Here is a 23,757-nt window from a genome sequence, read left to right as displayed (position 1 = left end):
ACGGCATGACCAACTATCGAAATCCGGCACAGACTTCTGCGCATTTCCGACCCCCGGTCGGGATTACGCTGAGCGGTGTGCACGAGTTGTCGCTGTGCCACGCCATCGCCGGCGTGGTGCGCACCCACGCCGAGGGCCGGCCGGTCGAGGTGGTGCGAGTGCGCGTCGGGGCCCTGCGGCAGGTGGTCGCCGATTCGCTGATGTTCTGCTGGTCGATCGTGGCCGAACACGACGGGTTGGCCGGAGCGGCGCTGGAACTCGAGCAGGTGCCGGCGGCCGTGAGTTGCCGTGCGTGTGGACGGGAGTCGGAGATCAGCTCGCGGTGGTCGGTGTGCTGCCCGGCCTGCCACAGCGCCGAGGTGAGCGTGATCCGCGGCGAGGAGTTCCTGGTGACGTCGATCGATGTCGCCACCGAAACAGCGGCGGGGCAGCGCCGTGGGTAGGTTCCACCGCCACGATGACGGCACCGTGCACAGTCACGATCACGATCACGATCACGGCGATCACAGCGGCTACCAGACCGCGGGTCAGCGTATCGATGTGCTCGAGGCGATATTCTCCGAGAACGATCTTCGCGCTGCGCAGAATCGGGAGATCTTCGCAAGCAACGCAATTCGCGCGCTGAACATGATGAGCTCACCGGGCTCCGGCAAGACCGCGGTGCTGAGCGCGACGCTCGACGAACTGGCCGGTGAGCTGTCGGTGGGCATCGTCGAAGGCGACATCGCCACCGATCTCGACGCTGCGCGCCTGGCCGGGCGCGGCGCGCAGATCTCACTGCTCAACACCGACAACGGTTTCGGCGGCGAATGCCATCTCGACGCCCCGATGGTGAATCGGGCGCTGGCCGGACTGGACCTGGATGCGCTGGACCTGGTGATCATCGAGAACGTCGGAAACCTGGTCTGCCCGGCGGAGTTCGACGTGGGCGAGCACGCCAAGGCGATGGTCTATTCGCTGACCGAGGGCGAGGACAAGCCGCTGAAGTATCCGGTGATGTTCCGGGCCGTGGATGTGGTGCTGCTCAACAAGATCGACCTCGCCCCCTACCTGGATGCCGACGTGGCGACCTACACCGAGCGGATCCGTCAGGTCAACCCGACCGCCGAGGTGCTGCCGGTCAGCGCGAAGACCGGCGAGGGCATGGCGCAGTGGTTCTCGTGGGTACGCCGCTTCGCAGGCGCCTGATCCCGCTACAGCGGCGAGGCGCCGCGCAGGTGCTCGAAGATCAGCGACGTCTGCGTGCCGGCCACATCCGCGTCGGCGTTGAGGTTCTCCACCACGAACTTTCGCAGGTCGTCGGTGTCGCGGGCGGCGACGTGCAGGAGGAAGTCGTCGGCGCCGGCGAGGAAGTAGACATCCATCACCTGAGGCTTGCGCCGGATCTGGCCGATGAAGTTGCGGATCTTGCCGCGAGCGTTGGCTTGCAGGCTGACCGAGATCATCGCCTGCAGCGTGAGCCCGATCGCGGCAGGATCGATATCGGCGTAGAAGCCCCGGATGACACCGAGTTCGGTGAGCCGACGCACCCGTCCGTGACACGTGGACGGCGCGATGCCGACGAGATCGGCCAGCGCGCTGTTGGGCAGCCGTGCGTCGGCGTGCAGGGCGGTGAGGATTCGGCGGTCGACGTCGTCGATCACGGCCCGAACATTCTTCGAGGAGGCCTGTACTGATGCCGACGTCGTCGCCGATTCTTCCGCCATGACCGTAGCGTAGCGAATTTTCGTCATAAATATTGTGTCTGTATCGAGGCTTCTTCACACTTGAGGGAACTTCCCCCCGATTTCAGGAGCGAAAATGCGCGTCGGTGTGCCGACCGAGATCAAGAACAACGAGTACCGGGTCGCGATCACGCCGGCAGGAGTGGCCGAGCTGACCCAGCGTGGCCACGAGGTCATGGTCCAGTCCGGCGCCGGCGACGGCTCGGCGATCACCGACGGCGACTTCAAGGCCGCCGGCGCGCAGATCGTCGCCGATGCGGACACGGTCTGGGGTGAAGCGGAACTGCTCCTGAAGGTCAAAGAACCCATCGAGCCGGAGTACGCCAAGATGCGGGCCGGGCAGACGCTCTTCACCTACCTGCACCTGGCCGCCTCCAAGCCGTGCACCGACGCCCTCCTCGCGTCCAAGACCACCTCCATCGCCTACGAGACCGTGCAGACCGCCGACGGCGCTCTGCCCCTGCTGGCCCCGATGAGCGAGGTTGCCGGCCGGCTCTCGGCGCAGGTCGGCGCGTACCACCTGATGCGCACGCAAGGTGGGCGCGGCGTTCTGATGGGCGGCGTTCCCGGCGTGGCTCCGGCCAAGGTCGTCGTGATCGGCGGCGGCATGGCCGGTGACAACGCCGCAGCCGTGGCCTGGGGCATGGGCGCTCACGTGACGGTGTTCGACCTGAACATCAACATCCTGCGCAAGATCGATGCGGAGTACGGCGGCGCGATCGAGACCCGCTACTCCTCGAGCCTCGACCTCGAGGCCGCGGTCACCGAGGCCGATCTGGTGATCGGCGCCGTGCTGATCCCCGGCGCGAAGGCGCCCAAGCTCGTCACGAATTCGACTGTGGCAGCGATGAAGTCGGGTGCGGTACTGGTGGACATCGCCATCGACCAGGGCGGCTGCTTCGAGGATTCGCGGCCCACCACACATGACGATCCCACGTTCGCGGTGCATGACACCGTGTTCTACTGCGTGGCCAACATGCCCGGTGCGGTGCCGCGCACCTCGACCTACGCGCTCACCAACGCGACCATGCCGTATGTGCTCAAGCTGGCCGGCAAGGGTTGGCGCGAGGCGTGCCGCTCCGATGCCGCTCTGGCCAAGGGACTCTCGACGCACGACGGGGCGCTGCTCTCCGAGCAGGTCGCCACCGATCTGGGTCTGCCGTTCACCGATCCGGCCGGCCTGCTGGCCTGACGCTCCGTCACGACACCTCCCCGTCGATGTAGAACCAGCGACGGGCTCTCACAGCGAACCGGGACCGCTCATGCAGCGTCCCGGTTCGTTGGCCTTCCCGGTAGGTCGCTCGGAACTCGACGGTGTCGGTGTCGGTATCGGTACCGGTGTCCAGGATCTGGAGTCCGGTCCACTGCACGGCCGGATCGATCGTCACCCGCTCCGGCCGCGTCCGCGGATGCCAGGTACGCCAGAGGTACTCGGCATCCCCGACGGCGAACGCCGTGTAGCGCGAGCGCATCAACTCCTCCGCCGTCTGCGCCTGCCGCTCACCCTTGAGCAACGGCAGGCAGCACTGCTGCGCGGCCACGCCGCGCCCGCACGGGCACTCGGACATGCCCACAGTCTGCCCTACTTGACGGGTGTCAAGTAGAATGCCGGCATGTCTGTTCTGTCCGACGTCCTCCCCGGCGCCCCGACGACCACGTCCGACGCGCTCGCGCTGTTCGACTCACTGCCTGCCGTCGAGACCGAATTCATGCTCGGCACCTGGCACGGCGCCGAGGTCCCGACCGGCCACCCCCTCGACGGCATGCTCGAGGCCAGCGGCTGGTGGGGCAAGCAGTACACCGACAGCGAAACGGTGCACCCACTGCTGTTCCCCACCCGCGACGGCGCCGGGTTGTGGCCGCTGAACCCGCTGCCCGCATTCGCCGGGCTCGGCATCGCCACCAAGATCCCGGCGCTCAAGCAGCGCAACCTCTCCGGTGTCATCGCCGCGTTGCGACCGGTGCTCGCCGCGCGGGGACCGAAGGCGCGGCTGCGCACCACGCGCTACCGAGGAGTGGACACCGCGACGATGATCTACGACCAGTTGCCCATCAACGACGTGTTCCGGCGGCTCGGCGAGGAGAGCGTGCTGGGCGCCATGGATCTGCGCGGCATCCGCACGCCGTACTTCTTCGTGCTGCACCGCGACAATTCACGCCGGCTGGGATAGCTCCGGCGCCACCGCCGCGGCGATCTCCCCGACGAGCGGCCGCAGGCTCTCGGCGTCGGGATCGTCGGTGGCGGAACGGGTCATGATCGACAGCAGCCACCGCTGCCCCTGCGTCCCATAGGCGACGCCCACGTCATTGGTGGTGCCGTATCCCCCGCTACCGGTCTTGTCCGCGGTCGCCCACCCGTCCGGCAGGCCCGCCCGCATGCTCGACGTCTGATTGGCCCGCATCCAGTCCCCGAGCATCTGACGGTGCGCCACGTCGAGAACGTCACCGATCAGTACGGCCCGGAAGCCGACGCCCAGTGCGCGAGGCGTGCTGGTGTCGCGTGGATCGCCGGGTATCGCGGTGTTCAGCTCGGTCTCCCAGCGATCCAGCCGCGTGCGCTCGTCGCCGACGCTGCGAGCGAACGCGGTGATCGCCGGCGGCCCGCCCAAGGTGCGCAGCAGCAGATTGCCTGCGGCGTTGTCGCTCTGCTGCAGCGCCGCCTGACACAGTTCCGCCAGCGTCATCGCCGAGCCCACGCGCGGCTCGGTCACCGGCGAGTGCTCGCGAATATCGCCGCGTTGCATCGCGATCGGATCGGTGAGAGCCAGCCTGCCCTGCTGTGCGCGCTGCAGCACCGCCGCTGATGCATACGCCTTGAACGTGGAACACATCGCGAACGTGTCGTCGGCACCGAGCTCCACGGTGCGATCCGAGCCGAGATCGGCGGCATAGACACCGATCCGTGCGTTGTGCCGGCGACCGAGCGCGGCAATCCGATCACCGACCGGCGGCAGGGGCTCGGCGGGGTCAGCCGACACGGTCGGCCGCGAGCAGCCGAGGAGACCAGCCAGCGACAGCCCGCCGATCAGGAGTCCGCGCCGCGAGACGCTCATCTCGGAATCGTCTGCAGTGGCCGCGGTAGCGACCGACGGCCCCGTACCGGACCCAGTACGGCCGCCCCGAAGGAACGGGTGAGTAGTTGTCGGGCAACGGCATTGACGTCGTCCAGGGTGACCTCGTCGATGCGGGCCAACGTCTCGGCGATGGTGCGATGTTGCCCGTAGTTCAGCTCACTGCGTCCCAGCCGGTTCATGCGCGAACCCGAATCCTCCAGTCCCAGCACAAGTCCGCCGCGCAGGGAACCCTTGGCGATGCGACACTCGTCGGCGGTGATGCCGTCGCGTGCGACCTCGTCGAGTACGTCGGTGGTCACCCGCACGACTTCGTCGAATCGCTCGGGCAGGCACCCCGCATAGATCGACAGCGCGCCGGTGTCGGCGAACGTGTCCACCGTCGAGTACACCGAGTACGCGAGCCCGCGGGTCTCCCGAATCTGTTGGAACAGACGGGAACTGAGCCCACCGCCGAGTGCGGTGTTGAGCACCGACACCGCCCAGCGGTGATCCCAGTGCCGGCCCGGCGTGCGCACCCCCAGCGACAGGTGGGTCTGTTCGGCGTCTCGCTTGATCACCTGCAGTGTCGGCCGGCCGCCGACGCGTCCCGCGCCTTTACGGGGTTGCACCGGCGAGCGGCCACGCACCAGCCGGCCGCCGAAATGCTCACGCGCCAGCGCGACCACCTCGCGGTGATCGATGTTTCCGGCCACCGCCACCACCATGCGGTCGGGCGTGTAACGGCGGAGGTGGAAGGAGTGCAGCTGCGCACGAGTCATCGTCGAGATCGACTCGACGCTGCCGATCACAGGCCGGCCCACCGGATGATCGCCGAACATCGCCGACAAGAAGACGTCGCCGAGGGTGTCCTCGGGATCGTCGTCGCGCATCGCGATCTCTTCGAGCACGACGTCGCGTTCGACTTCCACGTCGTCGGCGAAGCACTGCCCCCGCAGCACCACATCCGCGACCAGGTCGACAGCCAGCGCGAGATCGGTGTCGAGCACGTGTGCGTAGTAGCACGTGTGCTCGCGCGAGGTGAACGCGTTCAGCTCCCCACCGACGGCGTCGACGGCCTGCGCGATCTGTACGGCGGTGCGGGTCGGGGTCGCCTTGAACAGCAGGTGCTCGAGGAAGTGCGCGGCACCGGCCACGCTGCGGCCCTCGTCACGCGATCCGACGTTGACCCAGACACCGACCGACGCCGAGTGCACGTGCGGGATGTGCTCGGTGACCACACGCAGGCCACCGGGCAGATCCGTCCGACGGATCGCCGTCGACTTGTCGACCGCGTCGCCGCTGCCGTGCCCCCGGCGCAGTGCCGGCGTGCTAGCTGCTGGCGGTCGCGGCATCGGCGGGTGCGGCCTCCGGCGCTTCCGTACCGGCAGCTTCGGTGGTCTCCTCAGCGACGAGAACCAGCGAGATCTTGCCGCGGTTGTCGATGTCGGCGATCTCCACGCGCAGCTTGTCGCCGACCTTGACGACATCCTCGACCTTGTTGATCCGCTTGCCGCGGCCGAGCTTGCTGATGTGCACCAGCCCGTCACGGCCCGGCAGCAGCGACACGAACGCACCGAAATCGGTTGTCTTGACCACGGTTCCGAGGAACCGCTCGCCGATCTTGGGCAACTGCGGGTTGGCAATGGCATTGATCTTGTCGATCGCCGCCTGCGCCGCCTCGCCGTTGGACGCGCCCACGAACACCGTGCCGTCGTCCTCGATGGAGATCGATGCGCCGGTCTCCTCGGTGATCGAGTTGATCATCTTGCCCTTGGGTCCGATGACCTCACCGATCTTGTCGACCGGCACCTTGATCGTGGTGATCCGCGGGGCGTACGGGCTCATCTCGTCGGGGGCGTCGATGGCCTCGGCCATCACCTCGAGAATCGTGATCCGGGCGTCCTTGGCCTGGGCCAGGGCACCGGCCAGCACCTGCGACGGGATGCCGTCGAGCTTGGTGTCGAGCTGCAGAGCGGTGACGAAGTCCTTGGTGCCTGCGCACTTGAAGTCCATGTCGCCGAACGCGTCTTCGGCGCCGAGGATGTCGGTCAGCGTGACGAAGCGGCGTTCGGTCTTGCCGTCCACTTCGACGTCGTCGGAGACGAGGCCCATCGCGATACCCGCGACCGGCGCCTTCAGCGGCACACCGGCGTTGAGCAGCGACAGGGTCGAGGCACACACCGAGCCCATCGAGGTGGACCCGTTGGAGCCCAACGCTTCCGACACCTGGCGGATCGCGTAGGGGAACTCCTCGACGCTCGGCAGCACCGGCACCAGGGCACGCTCGGCGAGCGCACCGTGGCCGATCTCGCGGCGCTTGGGCGAGCCGACGCGGCCGGTCTCACCGGTCGAGAACGGCGGGAAGTTGTAGTGGTGCATGTAGCGCTTGGAGGTCTCGGGCCCCAGCGAGTCGATCTGCTGGGCCATCTTGACCATGTCCAGCGTGGTGACACCCATGATCTGGGTTTCGCCGCGCTCGAACAGCGCGCTGCCGTGGGCGCGCGGGATGACCGCGACCTCGGCCGAGAGCGCACGGATGTCGGTGACACCGCGGCCGTCGATGCGGAAGTGATCGGTCAGGATGCGCTGGCGCACAAGCTTTTTGGTGAGCGAGCGGAACGCGGCGCCGATCTCCTTCTCGCGGCCGGCGTACTGCTCGGCCAGCCGCTGCAGCACCTCGACCTTGATCTCGTCGGTGCGGTCGTTGCGCTCGTTCTTCCCGGCGATGGTCAGCGCCTCGGAGAGGGCGTCGGTGGCAACCGAGGCGACCGAGTAGTACACGTCGTCGCCGTAGTCGGGGAACAGCGGGTACTCGGCGGTCTCCTTGCCGGCCGAGCCGGCCAGCTCGGCCTGCGCGTCGCACAGCACCGCGATGAACGGCTTGGCCGCCTCGAGGCCCTCGGCCACGACGGTCTCGGTCGGTGCACCTGCACCGCCGGCGACCAGCTCGATGACGTTCTCGGTCGCTTCGGCCTCGACCATCATGATCGCGACGTCATCCTCGACCTTGCGCCCCGCGACCACCATGTCGAACACGGCGCGCTCGAGTTGCTCGACGGTCGGGAACGCCACCCACTGGCCGTCGATCAGCGCGACGCGCACGCCGCCGACCGGGCCGGAGAACGGCAGACCGGAGATCTGCGTCGATGCCGACGCGGCGTTGATCGCCAACACGTCGTACAGGTCCTTGGGATCCAGGCTCAGCACCGTGACCACGACCTGGATCTCGTTGCGCAGTCCGCTGACGAACGACGGGCGCAGCGGCCGGTCGATCAGACGGCAGGTCAGGATCGCGTCGGTCGACGGACGACCCTCACGGCGGAAGAACGAGCCGGGGATGCGACCCGCGGCATACATCCGCTCCTCGACGTCGATGGTGAGCGGGAAGAAGTCGAAGTGCTCCTTGGGCGCCTTGCTGGCGGTGGTGGCACTGAGCAGCATGGTCTCGTCGTCGAGGTAGGCGACGACGGCGCCGGCGGCCTGCTGGGCCAGCCGACCGGTCTCGAACCGGATGGTGCGGGTGCCGAAGCTCCCGTTGTCGATGGTGGCGGTGGATTCGAACACACCGTCTTCGATTTCAACTACAGACATGGACGTCCGTACGGCCTCTCTGGGTCAATTCGCTGTTTTGCGTCGTCACAGCGCGTCAACCACCGCTTTCGATGCGGCTACGGCCATCGATCGAAGCTGCCGGCTTTCGTATCCGGCAGCCACTACCGAAGACCGCGCGATCGAGCGGGTCGGCGATGCGACGTGCGGGAACGGCACTCGCGGGTCTGCGATGACCGCACCCAGGTGTCCGACTCGATGAAACCAGGGCCGAACCAGGCCATCGTACTCTGCGGCCGCTGTCGGAAGAAAAACGACGCGATCAGGCGCGCCTGCCCCAGCCACCCACGATGGTCGGCATGGTCCAGACCGCGCCCCGGTCCTCGATCGCTGCGGCCAGGCGTTCCTCCAGCGTCGTGACGTCCAATTCGTCCGCGGTCACGACGCCGGAGGCGATGATCGCGTCTTCGAGGGCTCGCACGACGCCGACGACATGACCGGCCGCCTGACGGGCCTGCGGCGGGAAGTACACCTGCAGGCCCAGCGTGCCGACATCGGCGTAACCGGCCTGGTCGAACAGGATCGGGAACCGCATGCCGACGCTCGGATCGGCCTGGGCGTGGCCGAAACCTGCGTGTATCCAGCCTCCGACGCGGGTGAACAGGTCGACCTCGGGCAGCGCGCGGGCGCCGGTCATGTCGTAGTCGACGGCGACGAACACCCCGCCGGGACGCAGATTGCGCCGGTGGTGGGCCAGCACGTCGGCGGCATCGGGCAGGTGCATCAGCAGCAGCCGGCAGACCACCGCGTCGAACGGTTCGTCGCCGGCGAAGGTGCGGGCGTCGCCCTGAGCGAAGGTGACGTTGTGCAGGCCGAGCTGGTCGCGACGCCGCTCGGCGACCGCGAGCTGGGCCGGATCCTGTTCGAGGCCCACGACGGAACCCTCGCTGCCGACGATGCCGGCGACGAGGAACGACACGTCACCGGGACCGCTGCCGAGATCGAGAACGCGCATGCCTGCGCGCAGGCCGCCGCGCCGGAACAGCACCTCGGTCGGCTCGGCGATGATCGCGGCCTGCCCCTGCAGGCGTTCGATCTCGGCGTCGTCGCTTCCCAGGACGTAATCGGGTGTCGCCACCCGTGTGACGTTAGCGCGTCAGCGACGCAGGCCGAGGCGCTCGATCAACGAGCGGTAGCGCGCGACGTCGACCTGGGCCACGTACTTGAGCAGCCGGCGACGACGGCCGACGAGCAGCAGCAGGCCGCGGCGCGAGTGGTGGTCGTGCTTGTGCTGCTTGAGATGCTCGGTGAGATCGGAGATCCGCTTGGTCAGCAGAGCGACCTGGGCTTCCGGCGACCCCGTGTCGGTGTCGTGCAGGCCGTACTGGCCCAGGATTTCCTTCTTCTGTTCGGCAGTGAGCGCCACGAAACAACTCCATCGATTCGGTCCGCGAGTGAGAATCTAGGGCGCGGCCACCGCGAACTGCAGCGCGCGCCAGGTCGGCGAGGAGTCTAACAGCGGCGGCGATGCGGTCGCCAATCCGCTCAGCGCGCGGACAGGATCGTGCGGGCGCGGTCGGTGTCGGCGTTCATCGCGGTGATCAGCTCGTCGACTGAATCGAACCTCTCCTGACCCCGCAGCCGCGCGACGAAGTCGACGGCGACGTGCTGCCCGTACAGATCGGCACTGGTGTCGAGCACGAACGCCTCGACCGTGCGGGTGCGCCCGGAGAACGTCGGGTTGGTGCCCACCGACACCGCGGCCTGGTAGCGCTCACCTGGCGTCACGGTGCCGACGACCGGTCCGTGCCCCAGCACGGTGAACCAGGCGGCGTAGACGCCGTCGGCGGGGATGGCCGAATACATGGGTGGGGCGACGTTGGCGGTCGGGAAGCCCAGTCCCCGGCCCCGGCCGTCGCCGCGTACCACCACGCCTTCCACGCGATGCGGGCGGCCCAGTGCCTCTGCTGCGGCCACCATGTCGCCGGCGTCCACGCAGGACCGGATGTAGGTCGAGGAGAAGGTGACCGTCTCGTCGCGGTGATGTTCGGCGACCAGGCTCAGCGAATCCACCGCGAACCCGAACCGCTCACCGGCCTTGCGGAGCAGCTCCACGTTGCCGGCGGCCTTCTTGCCGAACGTGAAGTTCTCCCCCACCACGACCTCGACCACGTGAAGACGCTCGACGAGCAATTCGTGGATGTAGCGCTCAGGCGTGAGCTTCATGAAGTCGGCGGTGAACGGCACGACGAGGAACACGTCGATGCCCATCTCCTCGACGAGCTCGGCACGTCGGGTCAGCGTCGTCAACTGAGCGGGATGGCTGCCCGGGAACACGACCTCCATCGGATGCGGATCGAATGTCATCAGCACCGTGGGCACCCCACGGGCACGGCCGGCCTTGACCGCGCCGTTGATCAACTCCTGGTGACCCCGGTGGACACCGTCGAACACCCCGATGGTGACGACGCACCGGCCCCAATCGGTGGGGATGTCGTCTTGACCCCGCCAGCGTTGCACGCCGCAAGCCTACGGTGTGCCGGCGACGCAGGCTCGAACAGTGGCGAAGCGACGTCACCGGATCAGGTGATGTTTGCCTAAACTCTTGGACTTATGAGTCCTGACGCCAAGCCGCCGGAGTTGACGACGGTGGCCCAGGACTATCTGAAGGTCATCTGGACGGCCCAGGAGTGGTCCCACGAGAAGGTCAGCACCAAGCTGCTCGCGGAGCGGATCGGTGTGTCGGCGAGTACTGCGTCGGAGTCGATCCGCAAACTCGCCGACCAGGGTCTGGTCGACCACGAGAAGTACGGCGCGGTGACGCTCACGGACGCGGGACGCCTGGCCGCGCTGGCCATGGTCCGCCGGCACCGGCTGATGGAGACGTTCCTGGTGCGCGAGCTCGGCTACGGCTGGGATGAAGTGCACGACGAGGCCGAGGTACTCGAGCACGCCGTCTCCGACCGGATGCTGGACCGCATCGACGCCAAGCTCGGATACCCCACGCGAGACCCGCACGGGGACCCGATTCCCGCCGCCGACGGCCGCGTACCGACGCCACCGGCCCGCCAGCTGTCGGCGTGCCAGAACGGTGAGGCGGGCACGATCGCCCGGATCTCCGACGCCGATCCGGAGATGCTGCGTTACTTCGACTCCGTCGGCATCAACCTGGATTCGCAGATCCGCGTGGTGGCACGCCGCGATTTCGCCGGGATGATCTCGGTCGCCGTGCACAATCCGCACGACAGCGGCGGACCGGAGGAGATGACCGTCGATCTGGGGAGCCCGGCCGCGGACGCGATCTGGGTCACCGCACACACTGCATAGGAGCGCACACCAGATGGCCAAACTCGAACTGTCCCGGTCGTTGCCGATGTCGGCCGACACGGCGTGGCAGCACGTGTCCGACCTGTCGTCGCTCGGCGACTGGATGGTGATGCATCAGGGCTGGCGCTCGGATCTGCCGGACGAGCTCGCGGTCGGCACGACGATCGTGGGGGTCGCCGGCGCCAAGGGGATGCGCAACCGGGTGACGTGGACGATCCGCGAGTTCGATCCGCCGAAGAAGCTGGCGATCAGCGGCGAGGGCGTCGGCGGCACGCGCTACAAGCTGGCGATGAGTGTCGCCGACACCACGGACGGCTGCACGTTCACGATGCGGATGGATCTCGGCGGCGCTCCGCTGTTCGGCCCGATCGGCGCCGCGGCCGCGCGGGCGGTCAAGGGCGACATCGACGCCTCGGTGAAGAAGTTCGAGAAGCTCTACGCCTGAAAACTCAAGGCCCTGAGGCGATTTCGTATCATCGGCTCGACAGCTCCTCCACCAGCGCAACCAGTTCGGAGAACTCGTACGACCGGCGGTCGTGGTCGCGCCAGATCTCGTAGGCCCGGTCGAGTGCTGCACGCGGTTCGGCGCCGTGCACGCACTGCAGCGCCGTCATCGCCAGCAGCAGCGCGCTCGTCTCCGGCGAGTACAGGATGTCGTCCTTCACGAGAAGCAGTTCTACAGCGTGGCCGGCCGGATCACGACGACCGATGCGGTTTTCTGCCCGGCGTCGCGCAGCAGAGCCATGACCCGGCCGTCCGGCGCCGTCGCCGCATAGATGCCGTCGATCCCGGCGGCTGCCAGCGGGCGGCCGTGGCCGGTGTCGATCGCCTCCTCCTCGGTGAGATCGCGGCGCGGGAACGCCTGTAGGCATGCCTCGTCGAGGGTGTAGCTGAGCCGGGCGTCGTCTGCGAGCTGCTCCAGCGTGCGTGCCTGATCGAGTCCGAATCCCCCGACGCGCGTGCGCCGCAACGCGGTCAGGTGGCCGCCCACACGCAGTGCCGCCCCGACGTCACGCGCCAGCGCCCGGATGTACGTGCCGCTGGAGCAGTCCACGACCACGTCGACGTCGACGAAGTCGCCCTGCCGCCGGACGTCGCGCACATCGAAGCGGTCGATGCGGACCGGGCGGGCCGCCAACTCCACCGTGTCGCCCTCGCGCACCATCTGATACGCCCGCTTGCCGGCCACCTTGATCGCGCTGACCGCCGACGGGATCTGCTCGATGGCGCCCCGCAGCGGCGCGATCGCCGCCTCGATCTGCTCGTCGGTCACCTCGGCCGCCGAAATCGATTGCAGCAGTTCGCCTTCGGCGTCTTCGGTGGTGGTCGCCTGGCCCAGTCGGATCGTCGCGTCGTAGGACTTGTCGGTCGCAGTCAGCAGGCCGAGGATCTTGGTGGCCCGGTCGACACCGACGACGAGCACGCCGGTCGCCATCGGATCGAGCGTCCCCGCATGGCCCACCTTGCGGGTGCCGAACAACCGGCGACACCGGCCGACCACGTCATGGCTCGTCATCCCGGCCGGCTTGTCGACGATGACCAGGCCCGGCGCACTCACAGCACGATCGCGGTCAGCGTGATGCCGCTCTGCACCGCCCAGCGACCGGTGAGCGAGGTCAGCGGCGGACCGTTCAGCGCCTCGGGATCGATCAGGATCTCCGATGTGAACGTGCCGGCCTCGCCCGATCCGTCGACGTCGAAGGTGATGTGGGCGTCCTCGAAACCCAGCCAGCGCCGGGTCAGCGGGAACCAGGCCTTGTACGTTGCCTCTTTGGCGCAGAACAAGACTCGATCCCAATGCACACCAGAGGGCAGAGTGCTCAGTTCCGAACGCTCGGCCGGGATGCTGATCGCGTCGAAGACACCGTCGGGTAGCACGCCGTTGGGTTCGGCGTCGATACCCACCGAACGGACCTGCTCGCTGCGGCCGACGGCGGCGCCGCGAAATCCCTCACAGTGGGCGAGGCTGCCGACGAAGCCGTCGGGCCAGCGCGGTTCGCCCTTCTCCCCCTTCAGGATCGGGGCGGGGTCCGCGCCGAGCTCGACGAGCGCCTGCCGAGCGCAGTAGCGCGCGCTGATGAACTCCCGGCGGCGCTTCGGCACCGACTTGGCGATCAGCGGCTCCTCCTCGGGCAGCGGAGCCAATTCCTGCGGGTCCGAATACAATTCGGCCGCCGCGAGGCCGTCGACGTCGCCGGGCAGCACCCCGGCGAGCAGCTGTGCGGCGATCATGCCCGGTCCCGGATGCGCTGCTGCATCTTCTCGGCGTGATCTCGCATCTCCTGGGTGATCTGGAAATGCCCACCGAACTCGTTGAGATAACCGGGGCTGTACTGCGGATCGGGCAGGATCTGACGCAGCCAGCGGTACGGCCTGCGGCGCCGCCATTCGCGGGGGTAACCGACCGACACCTCCTCGAAGCGCACTCCGTCGTACCAGGTGGTGCGCGGGATGTGCAGGTGCCCGTACACCGAGCACACCGCGTTGTAGCGGGTGTGCCAGTCGGCGGTCGCGGTGGTGCCACACCACATCGCGAATTCGGGATAGAACAGTGCGTCGCAGGGTTCACGCACCATCGGGAAGTGGTTGACCTGGACGGTCTGGTCCATCCAGTCCAGGTCCTCGAGCCGCTTACGCGTGTAGGCGACCCGCTCTCGGCACCACGCGTCGCGCGTGGAGTACGGCTCGGCCGACAACAGGTACTCGTCGGTGGCCACGACGTTGCGGTCCTTGGCGATCGCCAGACCTTCGGCCTTCGTGCCTGCCCCCTGCGGTAGGTAGGAGTAGTCGTAGAGCAGGAACATCGGCACGATCGTCGCCGGCCCGCCCTCGTCGGTCCACACCGGGAACGGGTGCTCGGGGGTGATCACACCCATCTCGTCGCACATGCTGACGAGGTAGTCGTAGCGGGACTTGCCGAAGATCTGCATCGGATCACGCGTCGTGGTCCACAATTCGTGATTCCCCGGCACCCAGATCACCTTCGCGAACCGCTTGCGCAGCAGGTCGAGCGCCCACCGGATCTCGTCGGTGCGCTCAGCCACGTCACCTGCGACGATCAGCCAGTCATCCGGCGAGGCGGGGTGCAGGGACTCGGTGACCGGCTTGTTCCCGGTGTGCCCCGTGTGAAGATCGCTGACCGCCCACAGCGTCGGGCGGCGATCCTCGGAGTTCACAACCCGTCAGCCTACTGGTGGCCCGCGCACCCCCGCCGCCCGGCAACTAGAACAGGTTCTAAGGTCTTGCCGTGCGGCCGGTCGCCGGCCGTTACACTCCGGGCAGGGACGGGGCCGGATCAGGACATGAGGGGTGCGATGCTCGCGAAGGCGCGACTGCTGTCGGCACTGTGTGCTCTCGTCGCCGCCGTGGTGGTGGTGTGGCAGGCGCAGCCGGATCCGACGGCCGGTCCGGGCGCGGTTCAGCTGCGCTCCACCGACATCCCGATGACGACGATCAAATCGCCGGTGATCGAGACGGTGAACCCCGATCCGTTCGATCCGTGCCGGGACATCCCACTCGACGTCGTCCAGCGCATCGGGCTCGCCTACACCCCGCCCGACCCGGAGGACGCTCTGCGCTGCCATTACGACGCCGGCAACTATCAGATGGCCGTCGAGGCGTTCGTCTGGCGCACCTATGAGCAGACGCTGCCGCCCGACGCGGTCGAGCTCGACATCGACGGCCACCGCGCTGCGCAGTACTGGATCATGAAGCCCACCGACTGGAACAACCGGTGGTGGATCACCTGCATGATCGCGTTCAAGACCAGCTATGGCGTGATCCAGCAGTCGCTGTTCTACTCGCCCATCTACTCCGAGCCCGATCCGGACTGCATGCAGACCAACCTGCAGCGGGCGCACGAGCTGGCTCCGTTCTACAAGTTCTGAGCACTCCGTAACCTGGCGCAGGTGAGCGTCAAGCATGCCGTGACGAGCCGGCTGTCCAGCCTGCTCCACCTTCCCCCGCCGAGCACCGAAGTCGACGTCGAGCACGGACTGCGGGTGCCGATGCGCGACGGGGTCGAACTCGTCGCCGACCACTATGTCCCGCGCACCGGCGCGCCCGCGGGCACGCTGCTGGTGCGCGGCCCGTATGGCCGGGCCTGGCCGTTCGCCGCGCTCTACGGGCGGGTGTACGCCGCGCGCGGCTACCACGTGCTGCTGCAGAGTGTGCGCGGCACCTTCGGTTCCGGCGGCGTCTTCGACCCGTTCGTCCATGAGGTCGACGACGGCGCGGACACCGTGGTCTGGCTGCGCCAACAACCGTGGTTCACCGGCACGTTCGGCACCATCGGGCTGTCCTATCTGGGGTGGACCCAGTGGGCTCTGCTCGCCGACCCGCCACCCGAACTGAAGGCCGCCGTGATCACCGTCGGCCCGCACGACGTCACCGGGCCACGCTGGGGCACCGGATCGTTCGCGCTCAACGACTTCCTGGGCTGGAGCGATCTCGTCGGCCGTCAGGAAGACGGTCATCGGCTGCGGCAGCTGGTGCGGCAGGCCCGCGCGCAGCGGCAGGTCACCGCCGCGTCGCTCGGCGTTCCGCTCGGCGAGTCCAGCAGGGCGCTGCTCGGTGACGGGGCGAGGTGGTTCGAATCCTGGCTCGACCACCCCGAGAGCACGGACCCGTTCTGGACGGGTCTGCACCTCGGCGGCGCGCTGAAGCGCAGCGACGTGCCGGTGCTGCTGTTCAGCGGCTGGCAGGACCTGTTCCTCGAGCAGACGCTCGAGCAGTACCGACAGCTGAGCTCGCGCGGCGTGACGACCGGCCTGACGGTGGGCCCGTGGACCCATTCGCACATGATGACCAGCGCGGCGCCGACCGCTCTGCGGGAATCGTTGGACTGGCTCGCCGCGCACCTCGGTGCCGATTCAGATGGCGCCCCACTGCGCCGCGAATCACCGGTGCGCATCCATGTCGGCGGCGCCGGCGACGGGGTGGGCTGGCACGACCTGCCGGACTGGCCGCCCGCGTCGACCGAGCAGGTGTTCTATCTGCATCCGGTCCACCGCCTCGCCGACCAGCCACCTGCGCCGGGCGAGGAGGCCACCTTCGTCTTCAACCCCTCCGACCCCACCCCGACGATCGGCGGGAGGCTGCTCTCCCCCGCCGCCGGCTACCGCGACGACAGCGCGCTGGCCCGTCGTGCCGACGTGCTCACGTTCACCAGCACTCCCCTGGCCGCGGACCTTCGCGTCATCGGCGAGCCGTTCATGGAGCTCGGTCACCGATGCACGAACCCCTACAACGACGTGTTCGTGCGCATCAGCGAGGTGGACGCGCAGGGTCGTTCGCGCAATGTCAGCGACGGATACCTCGCATCGGTGCCCGACGTGGACTGCGTCCGAATCGCTCTCGACGCGATGGCTCATGTGTTCCCGGCAGGTTCACGCATCCGGGTCCTCATCGCCGGCGGATCGCATCCACGCTTCGTCCGCAACCTGGGAACCGGCGAAAGCCTCTCCACGGCAACGTCATTGGCGACGGCCAAGCACACGGTGACGCTGGACGGCCGGTCGCGGCTGGTGCTGCCGTCAGCCGACTGAGCGGCGCACGCGTGCGGCGATGTCGTTCAAGGTTGCGTCGTCGTGAACCGGTGGGCCCCACTGCGGCGTGATCGGCAGATTCACCCAGCTGGTGCAGCCGCGGTAGTCGGGGGTGCGCTGCAACGTCACGGGTTCGGCCAGCGCCGCGGCGGACACGACGAGCACGGTCAGCCGATGTCTCGGCCGGAAGTCGAGACGGTCCTCGCGCACGGAGTCTGCCGTCCAGATGTGTTCGGCGGCAATGGCATTCAGGTGTTCCGGGTGGACGACCTCGATCGCGGCGACCACGTGGGCACCGGCGCGCACCACGATCTCGTCCTCGGTGCTGTCCGCGGCAGCCGGCTCGAGCAGATCGCGGTGTTCGGGACGCACCCGTTCGAGGTGGCTGTGTGCGACCGTTGGAAAGAGCAGGAAGCGCTCCGCGGCGACGTCGAAGCGCTTCTCGTGAATGCCGCCTTTGCGCAGCAAGACCGTCTGCCTGCCGTCGAGCAGAGCATGCACCGCCGCGCTCCACTCCTTGAGCGCAGGACTGGTCAGGGTGGCTGTCACGTCTGCGCGAGCCGGGCCCGCACCTCGGGACGGCGAAGCGGTGGAACGGTTTTCGGCGGTTGCCGGCGCGGCTGCAACCCGGCGAGCAGACGCCGCGTGGTCGCCGTTACCTCGGCCACGGCGGACTCGAATGCCTCGGCGTTCGCGCCGGACGGCCGGGTGATGCCGCTGACCTTGCGGACGTACTGGCGCGCAGCGGCTTCGACCTCCTCGTCGGTCGCCGCCGGTTCCAGACCGCGTAGTTCGGTGATGTTTCGGCACATGCCCTCCACCATAGGCGCGCGTCGACGTGCCGATACGGTGAGCGAATGACCAACGCCTCCGACGTTCTGCTCATCGATACGCGCGACCGAATCCGCACGCTGACGCTCAACCGGCCGGAGGCACGCAACGCGCTGTCCGCGGAGCTGCGCAGCCGGTTCTACGCGGCGCTGCGCGAGGCGGAGAACGACGACAGCGTCGACGTCGTGATCGTCACCGGCGCCGACCCGGTGTTCTGCGCGGGGCTCGACCTCAAGGAGCTCGGCGACACCACCGAGCTGCCCGACATCTCTCCCAAATGGCCGCCGATGTCCAAGCCGGTGATCGGGGCGATCAACGGCGCGGCTGTCACCGGGGGTCTGGAGATCGCGCTGTACTGCGACATCTTGATTGCGTCGGAGCACGCACGCTTCGCCGACACCCATGCCCGTGTCGGGCTGCTGCCGACGTGGGGGCTGTCGGTGCGGCTGCCGCAGAAGGTGGGTGTCGGGATGGCGCGGCGGATGAGCATGACCGGGGATTACCTGTCGGCCGACGAGGCGCTGCGCACCGGCCTGGTCACGCAGGTCGTGCCGCACGATCAGCTTCTCGAGACCGCACGTCAAGTCGCGACGTCGATCGTCGGCAACAACCAGAAAGCCGTGCGTGCGTTGATGCGGTCCTACCACCTGATCGACGACACGCAGACCAGCGGGCCGCTGTGGTTGGAGGCCGCGTCGGCGCGGGAGTGGATGAAGAGCGCGTCCGGCGACGACATCGCGGCGAGCCGCGCGACGGTGATCGAGCGCGGCCGCAGCCAGGTGCGCTGACGGTCCTTCGGCGAGAGCGCGGGTCTGTACGCCGACACGCGGGTGCAGCCGAAAGTACGCGTGCGCTCGCGGCTCGACGAGCGCACGCAGATGTACGGAGCAGGCGGCGCGCCGCTGTGCAGACGCGCGCGCTCGCGGGACAACGGGAGGTCAGCCGGGGACCAGCCAGCGGCCCGACAGCGTGCGCCAACCGACGAACACCAGCCGCAACACCATGAACGTGCTCAGCCCCGACCAGATCCCGAGCAACCCCCACCCGAACACCAGCGACAGCCAGATCAGCGGCAAGAACCCCAGCAGCGCGCTGGCCACCGTCGCCGTGCGCATGAACCGGGCATCGCCCGCGCCGAGCAGTACACCGTCGAGCGCGAACACCAGCCCAGCCACCGGCAGCTGTGCAACCAAGAGCCACCACGGCACGCTGATCTCGTCGAGCACCGCGCGATCGTCGGTGAACACAGCAGGCAGCGCCGAGGCGCCGAACGCGAAGAGCGCGGCGAGCACCCCGGCCGCCAGAGCGGAGAACGCCGTCACCCGCCAGGCCACCGATTGCGCGTGCCGCAGTTTGCCCGCGCCCAGCGCGGCACCCACCAGCGCCTGCGCCGCGATCGCCAACGAATCGAGCACCAGCGCAAGGAAACTCCACAGCTGCAGCACCACCTGGTGGGCCGCCACGGCCGCAGCGCCGAAGCGCGCCGCCACCGCGCCCGCCGAGATGAAGCACGCCTGGAACGCCATCGTCCTGATCACCAGGTCGCGGCCCATCACCAGTTGGGCGCGGAGCACCGCCGGGCGCGGACGGATCGGCACGCGCTCGACACGCAGCGCGCGCAGGAACAGCGCCGCCGCGAGCCATTGACCGACGACGTTGGCCACCGCGGAGCCGGCCAGACCGAGAGCCGGTGCGCCGAACCACCCGTAGACGAGCGTCGGGCACAGCACCGCCGCGATCGCGAACCCGATCACGACGTAGCGCAGCGGGCGGGCAGTGTCCTGCACGCCGCGCATCCAGCCGTTGCCTGCGGCCGCCACCAGGATGGCCGGGACCGCCAGAGACGCGATGCGTAACCACGGCAGCGCCGCGGCCGCGATGTCGCCGCCGGCGGCGAGCGCCGTGACCAGCGGAACCGCGAAGATCTGCACGGCGACCACGATGACCGCCCCGATCGCAGCGGCCAGCCACGTCGCCTGCACACCCTCGGCGACCGCGGCCGCACGGTCACCGCGGCCGTAGGAGCGCGCCGCACGCGCAGTGGTGCCGTAGGACAGGAACGTCAGCTGCGAGCTCAGCACACCCATGATCAGTGCACCGATCGCCAACCCGGCCAGGCTCAGAGCGCCGAGACGCCCGACCACGGCCAGGTCGAACAGAAGATAGAGAGGTTCAGCGGCGAGCACGCCGAGTGCCGGGAAAGCCAGAGCGGCGATCCGCCGGCTGGTGGCGGGCGCCACGGCCCCGTCGGTGTCAGACAAGAAAAGTCAGCCAAGAACCCTGCGCAGCGCCGCCACGACATCCTCGGCGCTGCCCGTCGCCGAGAAACCCGCGGCCAACCGGTGACCGCCGCCGCCGAATGTGGCGGCGACGGTCGCGACATCGCGTGCCTTCGACCGCATCGACACCGACCACTGCGCCGGCCGGATCTCCTTGAACACCGCTGCCACCTCGGCCTCCTGCGTCGTGCGCACGATGTCGACGATGCTCTCCACCTCTTCGGGCCGGGCGTCGTTCCATTCCTGATGCGACACCACGGCGTAGACGAAGCCGAGCCCGTCGCAGGCCTCGGGAACCAGCTGCGCAGTGCCCAGCACGCGCGACAGCATCGGCAGCCACGCGAACGGGTGCGTGTCCATCAACGCGCGACTCACCGAAACGTTGTCGACACCGAGCTCGACCAGCCGCGCGGCCAGCCGCAACGCCCGGGCACTGGCCCAGCGGAACGATCCGGTGTCGGTGGTCAGGCCCGCGTAGACGCAGTGCGCGATCGCCTCGTCGATCGGTCGACCCCAGGCGTCGAGCAGATCCGCGACCAGCATGGTGGTCGAATCCGCGGTCTCGTCGACGAAGTTGGCGGTACCGAACAGCTGGTTGCTGGCGTGATGATCGATGACCAGCACCGGTCGGTCGCCGGCCACCAGATCCGACAGTGCCCCGAGCCGGTTGACACTGGGCACGTCGACGGTGACGACCAGGTCGACGTCGCGGCGCAGTTCGTCGGGCGCCACGAGGAGCCCGCAGCCGGGCAGCGACCGCAGTGAGTCGGGAAGATCCTCCGGCTCGGCGAAGGTCACCTGCACGCTGGTACCGGCCCGGTCGAGCACCAGGGCCAGCGCCAGACCCGCACCCACCGTGTCGGCATCCGGATGGACGTGGCAGAGCACGCTGACCGAGCCGGCCGCCGAGAGCAATTCCGCGGCGCCTCGGGCGTCGACCCGGGCACCGGTCATCAACGCGTCAGTGGTCGTGTCTGTCATCGAGCGTGTCGAAGTCACCGGTGTCCTCAGCGTCCGCCTCGTCTGGCCCCCGGCCCTCGTCCTCCGCCCCGGTTACACGGTACGGGTCGACATCGCCTGCGTGCTTGGCACCTTCGCGAACTCTCGCCAAATCCTCATCCGCGGCGCGCGCCCGAGCCAGCAGCTCCTCCATCCGGTGGGCTGCGTCGGGAACGGTGTCCCGTTCGAACGCCAGCGTCGGGGTGAAGCGCACCCCGAGCGAGGCCCCGACCTTGGTGCGGAGCACGCCCCTGGCGCTGTCCAGCGCCGCGGCCGCACCGCCGTAGTCGGGTTCCTCGTCCAGCGAACGCCCGATGACCGTGTAGTACAGCGTGGCGTCGTGCAGGTCGTTGGTGACCTTGGCATCGGTGATGGTCACCCCGGCGAGCCGGGGATCCTTGATCTCGTATTCGATCGCCGAGGCGACCACCGTGGAGATGCGTTTGGCCAGCCGCTTCGCCCGTGCGGGATCAGCCATTACGTGCGTGCCTTCTCGACCAGTTCGTAGGTCTCGATGACGTCGCCTTCCTTGATGTCGGAGTAGGTCAGCGTCAGACCGCACTCGTAGCCTTCGCGGACCTCGGTGGCGTCGTCCTTCTCCCGCTTGAGCGACGAGATCGTGAGGTTCTCGGCGACCACGACGTTGTCGCGCAGCAGCCGCGCCTTGGCGTTGCGGCGCATGATGCCCGACTGCACGAGGCAGCCCGCGATGTTGCCCACCTTCGACGACCGGAAGATCGCCCGGATCTCGGCGCGGCCGAGTTCCTTCTCCTCGTAGATCGGCTTGAGCATGCCCTTGAGCGCGCTCTCGATCTCGTCGATGGCCTGGTAGATCACCGAGTAGTACCGGATCTCCACACCTTCGCGGTTGGCCAGCTCCGTCGCTTTGCCCTCGGCCCGGACGTTGAACCCGATGATGATCGCGTCCGACGCCGACGCCAGGTTGACGTTGGTCTCGGTGACACCACCGACGCCGCGGTCGATGACGCGCAGCTCCACCTCGTCGTCGACCTGGATGCCGAGCAGGGCCTCCTCGAGCGCCTCCACGGTGCCGGAGTTGTCGCCCTTGAGGATCAGGTTCAGCTGGCTGGTTTCCTTCAGCGCCGAATCCAGATCTTCCAGGCTGATCCGCTTGCGAGAGCGGGCCGCCAACGCGTTGCGCTTGCGCGCGCTGCGCCGGTCGGCGATCTGTCGGGCGATGCGGTCTTCGTCGACGACGAGGAAGTTGTCGCCGGCACCGGGCACCGACGTGAAGCCGATGACCTGGACCGGTCGCGACGGCAGCGCCGCCTCGACGTCCTCGCCGTGCTCGTCGACCATCCGGCGCACACGACCGTAGGCGTCGCCGGCCACCACCGAGTCACCGACGTGCAAGGTGCCGCGCTGGATGAGCACGGTCGCCACGGGTCCGCGACCGCGGTCCAGGTGAGCCTCGATCGCCACACCCTGGGCTTCCATGTCCGGATTGGCCCGCAGGTCCAGCGACGCGTCGGCGGTCAGGATGACCGCTTCCAGCAGCGCCTCGATGTTCGTGCCCGCCTTGGCGGAGATGTCGACGAACATCGTGTCGCCGCCGTACTCCTCCGGCACCAGGCCGTACTCGGTCAGCTGACCGCGGATCTTGGCCGGGTCGGCGCCTTCCTTGTCGATCTTGTTGACCGCCACGACGATCGGCACGTCGGCCGCCTGCGCGTGGTTGACCGCCTCCACCGTCTGCGGCATGACGCCGTCGTCGGCCGCGACCACGAGGATCGCGATGTCGGTGGCCTTGGCACCGCGGGCACGCATGGCGGTGAACGCCTCGTGACCCGGGGTGTCGATGAACGTGATCGGCCGCTCGGAGCCGTCGAGATCGACGGTCACCTGGTAGGCACCGATGTGCTGGGTGATGCCGCCGGCCTCGCCCTCGCGCACCGTCGCGTCTCGGATCGTGTCGAGCAGTCGCGTCTTGCCGTGGTCGACGTGACCCATGACGGTGACCACCGGCGGCCGGACCTCGAGGTCCTCCTCGCCGCCCTCGTCCTCGCCGTAGGTGAGATCGAACGACTCGAGCAGCTCGCGGTCCTCGTCCTCCGGGGAGACGACCTGCACGACGTAGTTCATCTCGCCGCCCAGCAGTTCGAGCGTCGAGTCGTCCACCGACTGCGTGGCCGTGACCATCTCGCCGAGGTTGAACAGCGCCTGCACCAGCGACGCCGGGTTGGCGTTGATCTTGTCGGCGAAGTCGCTTAGCGATGCGCCGCGCGCCAGCCGGATGGTCTCGCCGTTGCCGTGCGGCAACCGCACGCCGCCGACGACGGGGGCCTGCATGTTCTCGTATTCGGCCCTCTTCGCGCGCTTGCTCTTGCGACCGCGCTTGGGGGCACCGCCGGGACGACCGAACGCACCTGCCGCGCCTCCGCGCTGGCCGGGGCGTCCGCCACCGCCGCCGGGGCGTCCGCGGAAGCCG

At 68.5% G+C, this 23,757-nt stretch carries 27 protein-coding genes; 9 read left to right on the top strand and 18 right to left on the bottom strand.

The genetic code is table 11. The features are described from left to right. Positions 1-77: 77 nt before the first annotated feature. Positions 78-443, top strand: coding sequence for a hydrogenase maturation nickel metallochaperone HypA (locus tag MHN84_RS24620; protein WP_241207142.1), 366 nt, complete (start codon positions 78-80; stop codon positions 441-443). Beyond that, positions 436-1,188 (top strand): hydrogenase nickel incorporation protein HypB, encoded by a 753-nt coding sequence (hypB, locus tag MHN84_RS24615; protein ID WP_241207141.1) that lies wholly within the window; start codon positions 436-438, stop codon positions 1,186-1,188. The genes MHN84_RS24620 and hypB overlap by 8 nt, the downstream gene beginning before the upstream one ends. 5 nt (positions 1,189-1,193) lie before the next feature. On the opposite strand, the gene MHN84_RS24610 is transcribed toward hypB, so the two are convergent. After that, on the bottom strand, positions 1,194-1,706 hold the full coding sequence (locus MHN84_RS24610; protein WP_241207140.1) for an Lrp/AsnC family transcriptional regulator: 513 nt from the start codon (positions 1,704-1,706) through the stop codon (positions 1,194-1,196). 94 nt (positions 1,707-1,800) lie between these two features. Between MHN84_RS24610 and ald the strand changes: the two genes are divergently transcribed. Next, positions 1,801-2,916: an alanine dehydrogenase gene (ald, locus tag MHN84_RS24605; RefSeq protein WP_241207139.1), complete on the top strand. Its 1,116-nt coding sequence runs from the start codon at positions 1,801-1,803 to the stop codon at positions 2,914-2,916. 7 nt (positions 2,917-2,923) lie between these two features. Here ald and MHN84_RS24600 read toward each other — a convergent pair whose 3' ends face one another. Then, positions 2,924-3,292 carry a YchJ family protein gene (locus MHN84_RS24600; protein ID WP_241207138.1) on the bottom strand — a complete coding sequence of 123 codons (369 nt, stop codon included), beginning with the start codon at positions 3,290-3,292 and terminating at the stop codon, positions 2,924-2,926. Between the two features lie 45 nt (positions 3,293-3,337). On the opposite strand from MHN84_RS24600, the gene MHN84_RS24595 reads away from it, so the two are divergent. Further along, a complete protein-coding gene (locus MHN84_RS24595; RefSeq protein WP_241207137.1) occupies positions 3,338-3,895 on the top strand; it encodes a DUF4334 domain-containing protein in 558 nt (185 codons plus the stop codon). On the opposite strand, the gene bla is transcribed toward MHN84_RS24595, so the two are convergent. The 6 genes from bla to MHN84_RS24565 all read right to left on the bottom strand — a co-directional run bounded on the left by bla (position 3,878) and on the right by MHN84_RS24565 (position 10,846). Further along, positions 3,878-4,777 (bottom strand): class A beta-lactamase, encoded by a 900-nt coding sequence (gene bla, locus MHN84_RS24590; protein ID WP_241207136.1) that lies wholly within the window; start codon positions 4,775-4,777, stop codon positions 3,878-3,880. The two genes, MHN84_RS24595 and bla, sit on opposite strands and share 18 nt — an antisense overlap. Next, positions 4,774-6,129 carry a pitrilysin family protein gene (locus MHN84_RS24585; RefSeq protein ID WP_241207135.1) on the bottom strand — a complete coding sequence of 452 codons (1,356 nt, stop codon included), beginning with the start codon at positions 6,127-6,129 and terminating at the stop codon, positions 4,774-4,776. Before MHN84_RS24585 ends, bla begins: the two co-directional genes overlap by 4 nt. Continuing rightward, entirely contained in the window at positions 6,107-8,368 is a 2,262-nt protein-coding gene (locus MHN84_RS24580) for a polyribonucleotide nucleotidyltransferase (protein ID WP_241207134.1), read from the bottom strand. The genes MHN84_RS24585 and MHN84_RS24580 overlap by 23 nt, the downstream gene beginning before the upstream one ends. Positions 8,369-8,648: 280 nt before the next feature. Further along, the gene (locus MHN84_RS24575) at positions 8,649-9,464 is read right to left on the bottom strand and encodes a class I SAM-dependent methyltransferase (protein ID WP_241207133.1); all 816 of its coding nucleotides are present in this window, start codon (positions 9,462-9,464) and stop codon (positions 8,649-8,651) included. Between the two features lie 18 nt (positions 9,465-9,482). Then, entirely contained in the window at positions 9,483-9,752 is a 270-nt protein-coding gene (gene rpsO, locus MHN84_RS24570; protein ID WP_060999682.1) for a 30S ribosomal protein S15, read from the bottom strand. Positions 9,753-9,871: 119 nt separating this feature from the next. Continuing rightward, positions 9,872-10,846, bottom strand: a complete 975-nt coding sequence (locus tag MHN84_RS24565; RefSeq protein WP_241207132.1) for a bifunctional riboflavin kinase/FAD synthetase — start codon at positions 10,844-10,846, stop codon at positions 9,872-9,874. Positions 10,847-10,939: 93 nt separating this feature from the next. Between MHN84_RS24565 and mntR the strand changes: the two genes are divergently transcribed. Further along, positions 10,940-11,653: a manganese-binding transcriptional regulator MntR gene (gene mntR / locus MHN84_RS24560; RefSeq protein WP_241207131.1), complete on the top strand. Its 714-nt coding sequence runs from the start codon at positions 10,940-10,942 to the stop codon at positions 11,651-11,653. 13 nt (positions 11,654-11,666) lie between these two features. Further along, a complete protein-coding gene (locus MHN84_RS24555) occupies positions 11,667-12,098 on the top strand; it encodes an SRPBCC family protein (RefSeq protein WP_241207130.1) in 432 nt (143 codons plus the stop codon). A 28-nt stretch (positions 12,099-12,126) separates the two neighbouring features. Here the strand turns inward: MHN84_RS24555 and MHN84_RS24550 are convergent, their stop codons facing one another. The 4 genes from MHN84_RS24550 to MHN84_RS24535 are packed head-to-tail and all read right to left on the bottom strand — an operon-like array spanning position 12,127 to position 14,829. Then, positions 12,127-12,318 (bottom strand): hypothetical protein, encoded by a 192-nt coding sequence (locus tag MHN84_RS24550; protein ID WP_241207129.1) that lies wholly within the window; start codon positions 12,316-12,318, stop codon positions 12,127-12,129. A gap of 11 nt (positions 12,319-12,329) precedes the next feature. Then, on the bottom strand, positions 12,330-13,211 hold the full coding sequence (gene truB, locus MHN84_RS24545; RefSeq protein ID WP_241207128.1) for a tRNA pseudouridine(55) synthase TruB: 882 nt from the start codon (positions 13,209-13,211) through the stop codon (positions 12,330-12,332). Further along, on the bottom strand, positions 13,208-13,885 hold the full coding sequence (locus MHN84_RS24540; RefSeq protein WP_241207127.1) for a 4'-phosphopantetheinyl transferase: 678 nt from the start codon (positions 13,883-13,885) through the stop codon (positions 13,208-13,210). Before MHN84_RS24540 ends, truB begins: the two co-directional genes overlap by 4 nt. Beyond that, the gene (locus MHN84_RS24535; protein ID WP_241207126.1) at positions 13,882-14,829 is read right to left on the bottom strand and encodes a metallophosphoesterase; all 948 of its coding nucleotides are present in this window, start codon (positions 14,827-14,829) and stop codon (positions 13,882-13,884) included. Before MHN84_RS24535 ends, MHN84_RS24540 begins: the two co-directional genes overlap by 4 nt. 138 nt (positions 14,830-14,967) lie before the next feature. Between MHN84_RS24535 and MHN84_RS24530 the strand changes: the two genes are divergently transcribed. Together MHN84_RS24530 and MHN84_RS24525 are read left to right on the top strand one after the other, a co-directional pair. Next, a complete protein-coding gene (locus MHN84_RS24530; protein WP_241207219.1) occupies positions 14,968-15,540 on the top strand; it encodes a DUF3558 domain-containing protein in 573 nt (190 codons plus the stop codon). Positions 15,541-15,561: 21 nt separating this feature from the next. Beyond that, complete coding sequence (locus MHN84_RS24525) at positions 15,562-17,199, top strand: CocE/NonD family hydrolase (protein ID WP_241207125.1); 1,638 nt, start codon at positions 15,562-15,564, stop codon at positions 17,197-17,199. Here MHN84_RS24525 and MHN84_RS24520 read toward each other — a convergent pair. Together MHN84_RS24520 and MHN84_RS24515 are read right to left on the bottom strand one after the other, a co-directional pair. Next, positions 17,188-17,748, bottom strand: coding sequence for a DUF1802 family protein (locus tag MHN84_RS24520; RefSeq protein ID WP_241207124.1), 561 nt, complete (start codon positions 17,746-17,748; stop codon positions 17,188-17,190). The genes MHN84_RS24525 and MHN84_RS24520 overlap by 12 nt on opposite strands. After that, positions 17,745-18,011, bottom strand: a complete 267-nt coding sequence (locus MHN84_RS24515) for a DUF2277 domain-containing protein (RefSeq protein ID WP_241207123.1) — start codon at positions 18,009-18,011, stop codon at positions 17,745-17,747. Before MHN84_RS24515 ends, MHN84_RS24520 begins: the two co-directional genes overlap by 4 nt. A gap of 45 nt (positions 18,012-18,056) precedes the next feature. On the opposite strand from MHN84_RS24515, the gene MHN84_RS24510 reads away from it, so the two are divergent. Further along, complete coding sequence (locus MHN84_RS24510; protein WP_241207122.1) at positions 18,057-18,818, top strand: enoyl-CoA hydratase; 762 nt, start codon at positions 18,057-18,059, stop codon at positions 18,816-18,818. A 150-nt stretch (positions 18,819-18,968) separates the two neighbouring features. On the opposite strand, the gene MHN84_RS24505 is transcribed toward MHN84_RS24510, so the two are convergent. The 4 genes from MHN84_RS24505 to infB form a co-directional block, all read right to left on the bottom strand. Continuing rightward, positions 18,969-20,291 (bottom strand): MATE family efflux transporter, encoded by a 1,323-nt coding sequence (locus MHN84_RS24505; RefSeq protein WP_241207121.1) that lies wholly within the window; start codon positions 20,289-20,291, stop codon positions 18,969-18,971. 6 nt (positions 20,292-20,297) lie between these two features. Beyond that, on the bottom strand, positions 20,298-21,290 hold the full coding sequence (locus MHN84_RS24500) for a bifunctional oligoribonuclease/PAP phosphatase NrnA (RefSeq protein ID WP_241207120.1): 993 nt from the start codon (positions 21,288-21,290) through the stop codon (positions 20,298-20,300). Beyond that, a complete protein-coding gene (rbfA, locus tag MHN84_RS24495) occupies positions 21,271-21,786 on the bottom strand; it encodes a 30S ribosome-binding factor RbfA (protein ID WP_241207119.1) in 516 nt (171 codons plus the stop codon). Before rbfA ends, MHN84_RS24500 begins: the two co-directional genes overlap by 20 nt. Further along, a partial coding sequence (infB, locus tag MHN84_RS24490) for a translation initiation factor IF-2 (protein ID WP_241207118.1) occupies positions 21,786-23,757 on the bottom strand: 1,972 nt, incomplete at its 5' end. The genes infB and rbfA, both read right to left, overlap by 1 nt.

Source organism: Mycobacterium sp. PSTR-4-N (assembly GCF_022348085.1).
Classification (GTDB): Bacteria; Actinomycetota; Actinomycetes; order Mycobacteriales; family Mycobacteriaceae; genus Mycobacterium.
The sequence above is the reverse complement of the archived record's forward strand: the minus strand, read 5'-3'. Positions and strand labels throughout refer to the sequence as shown.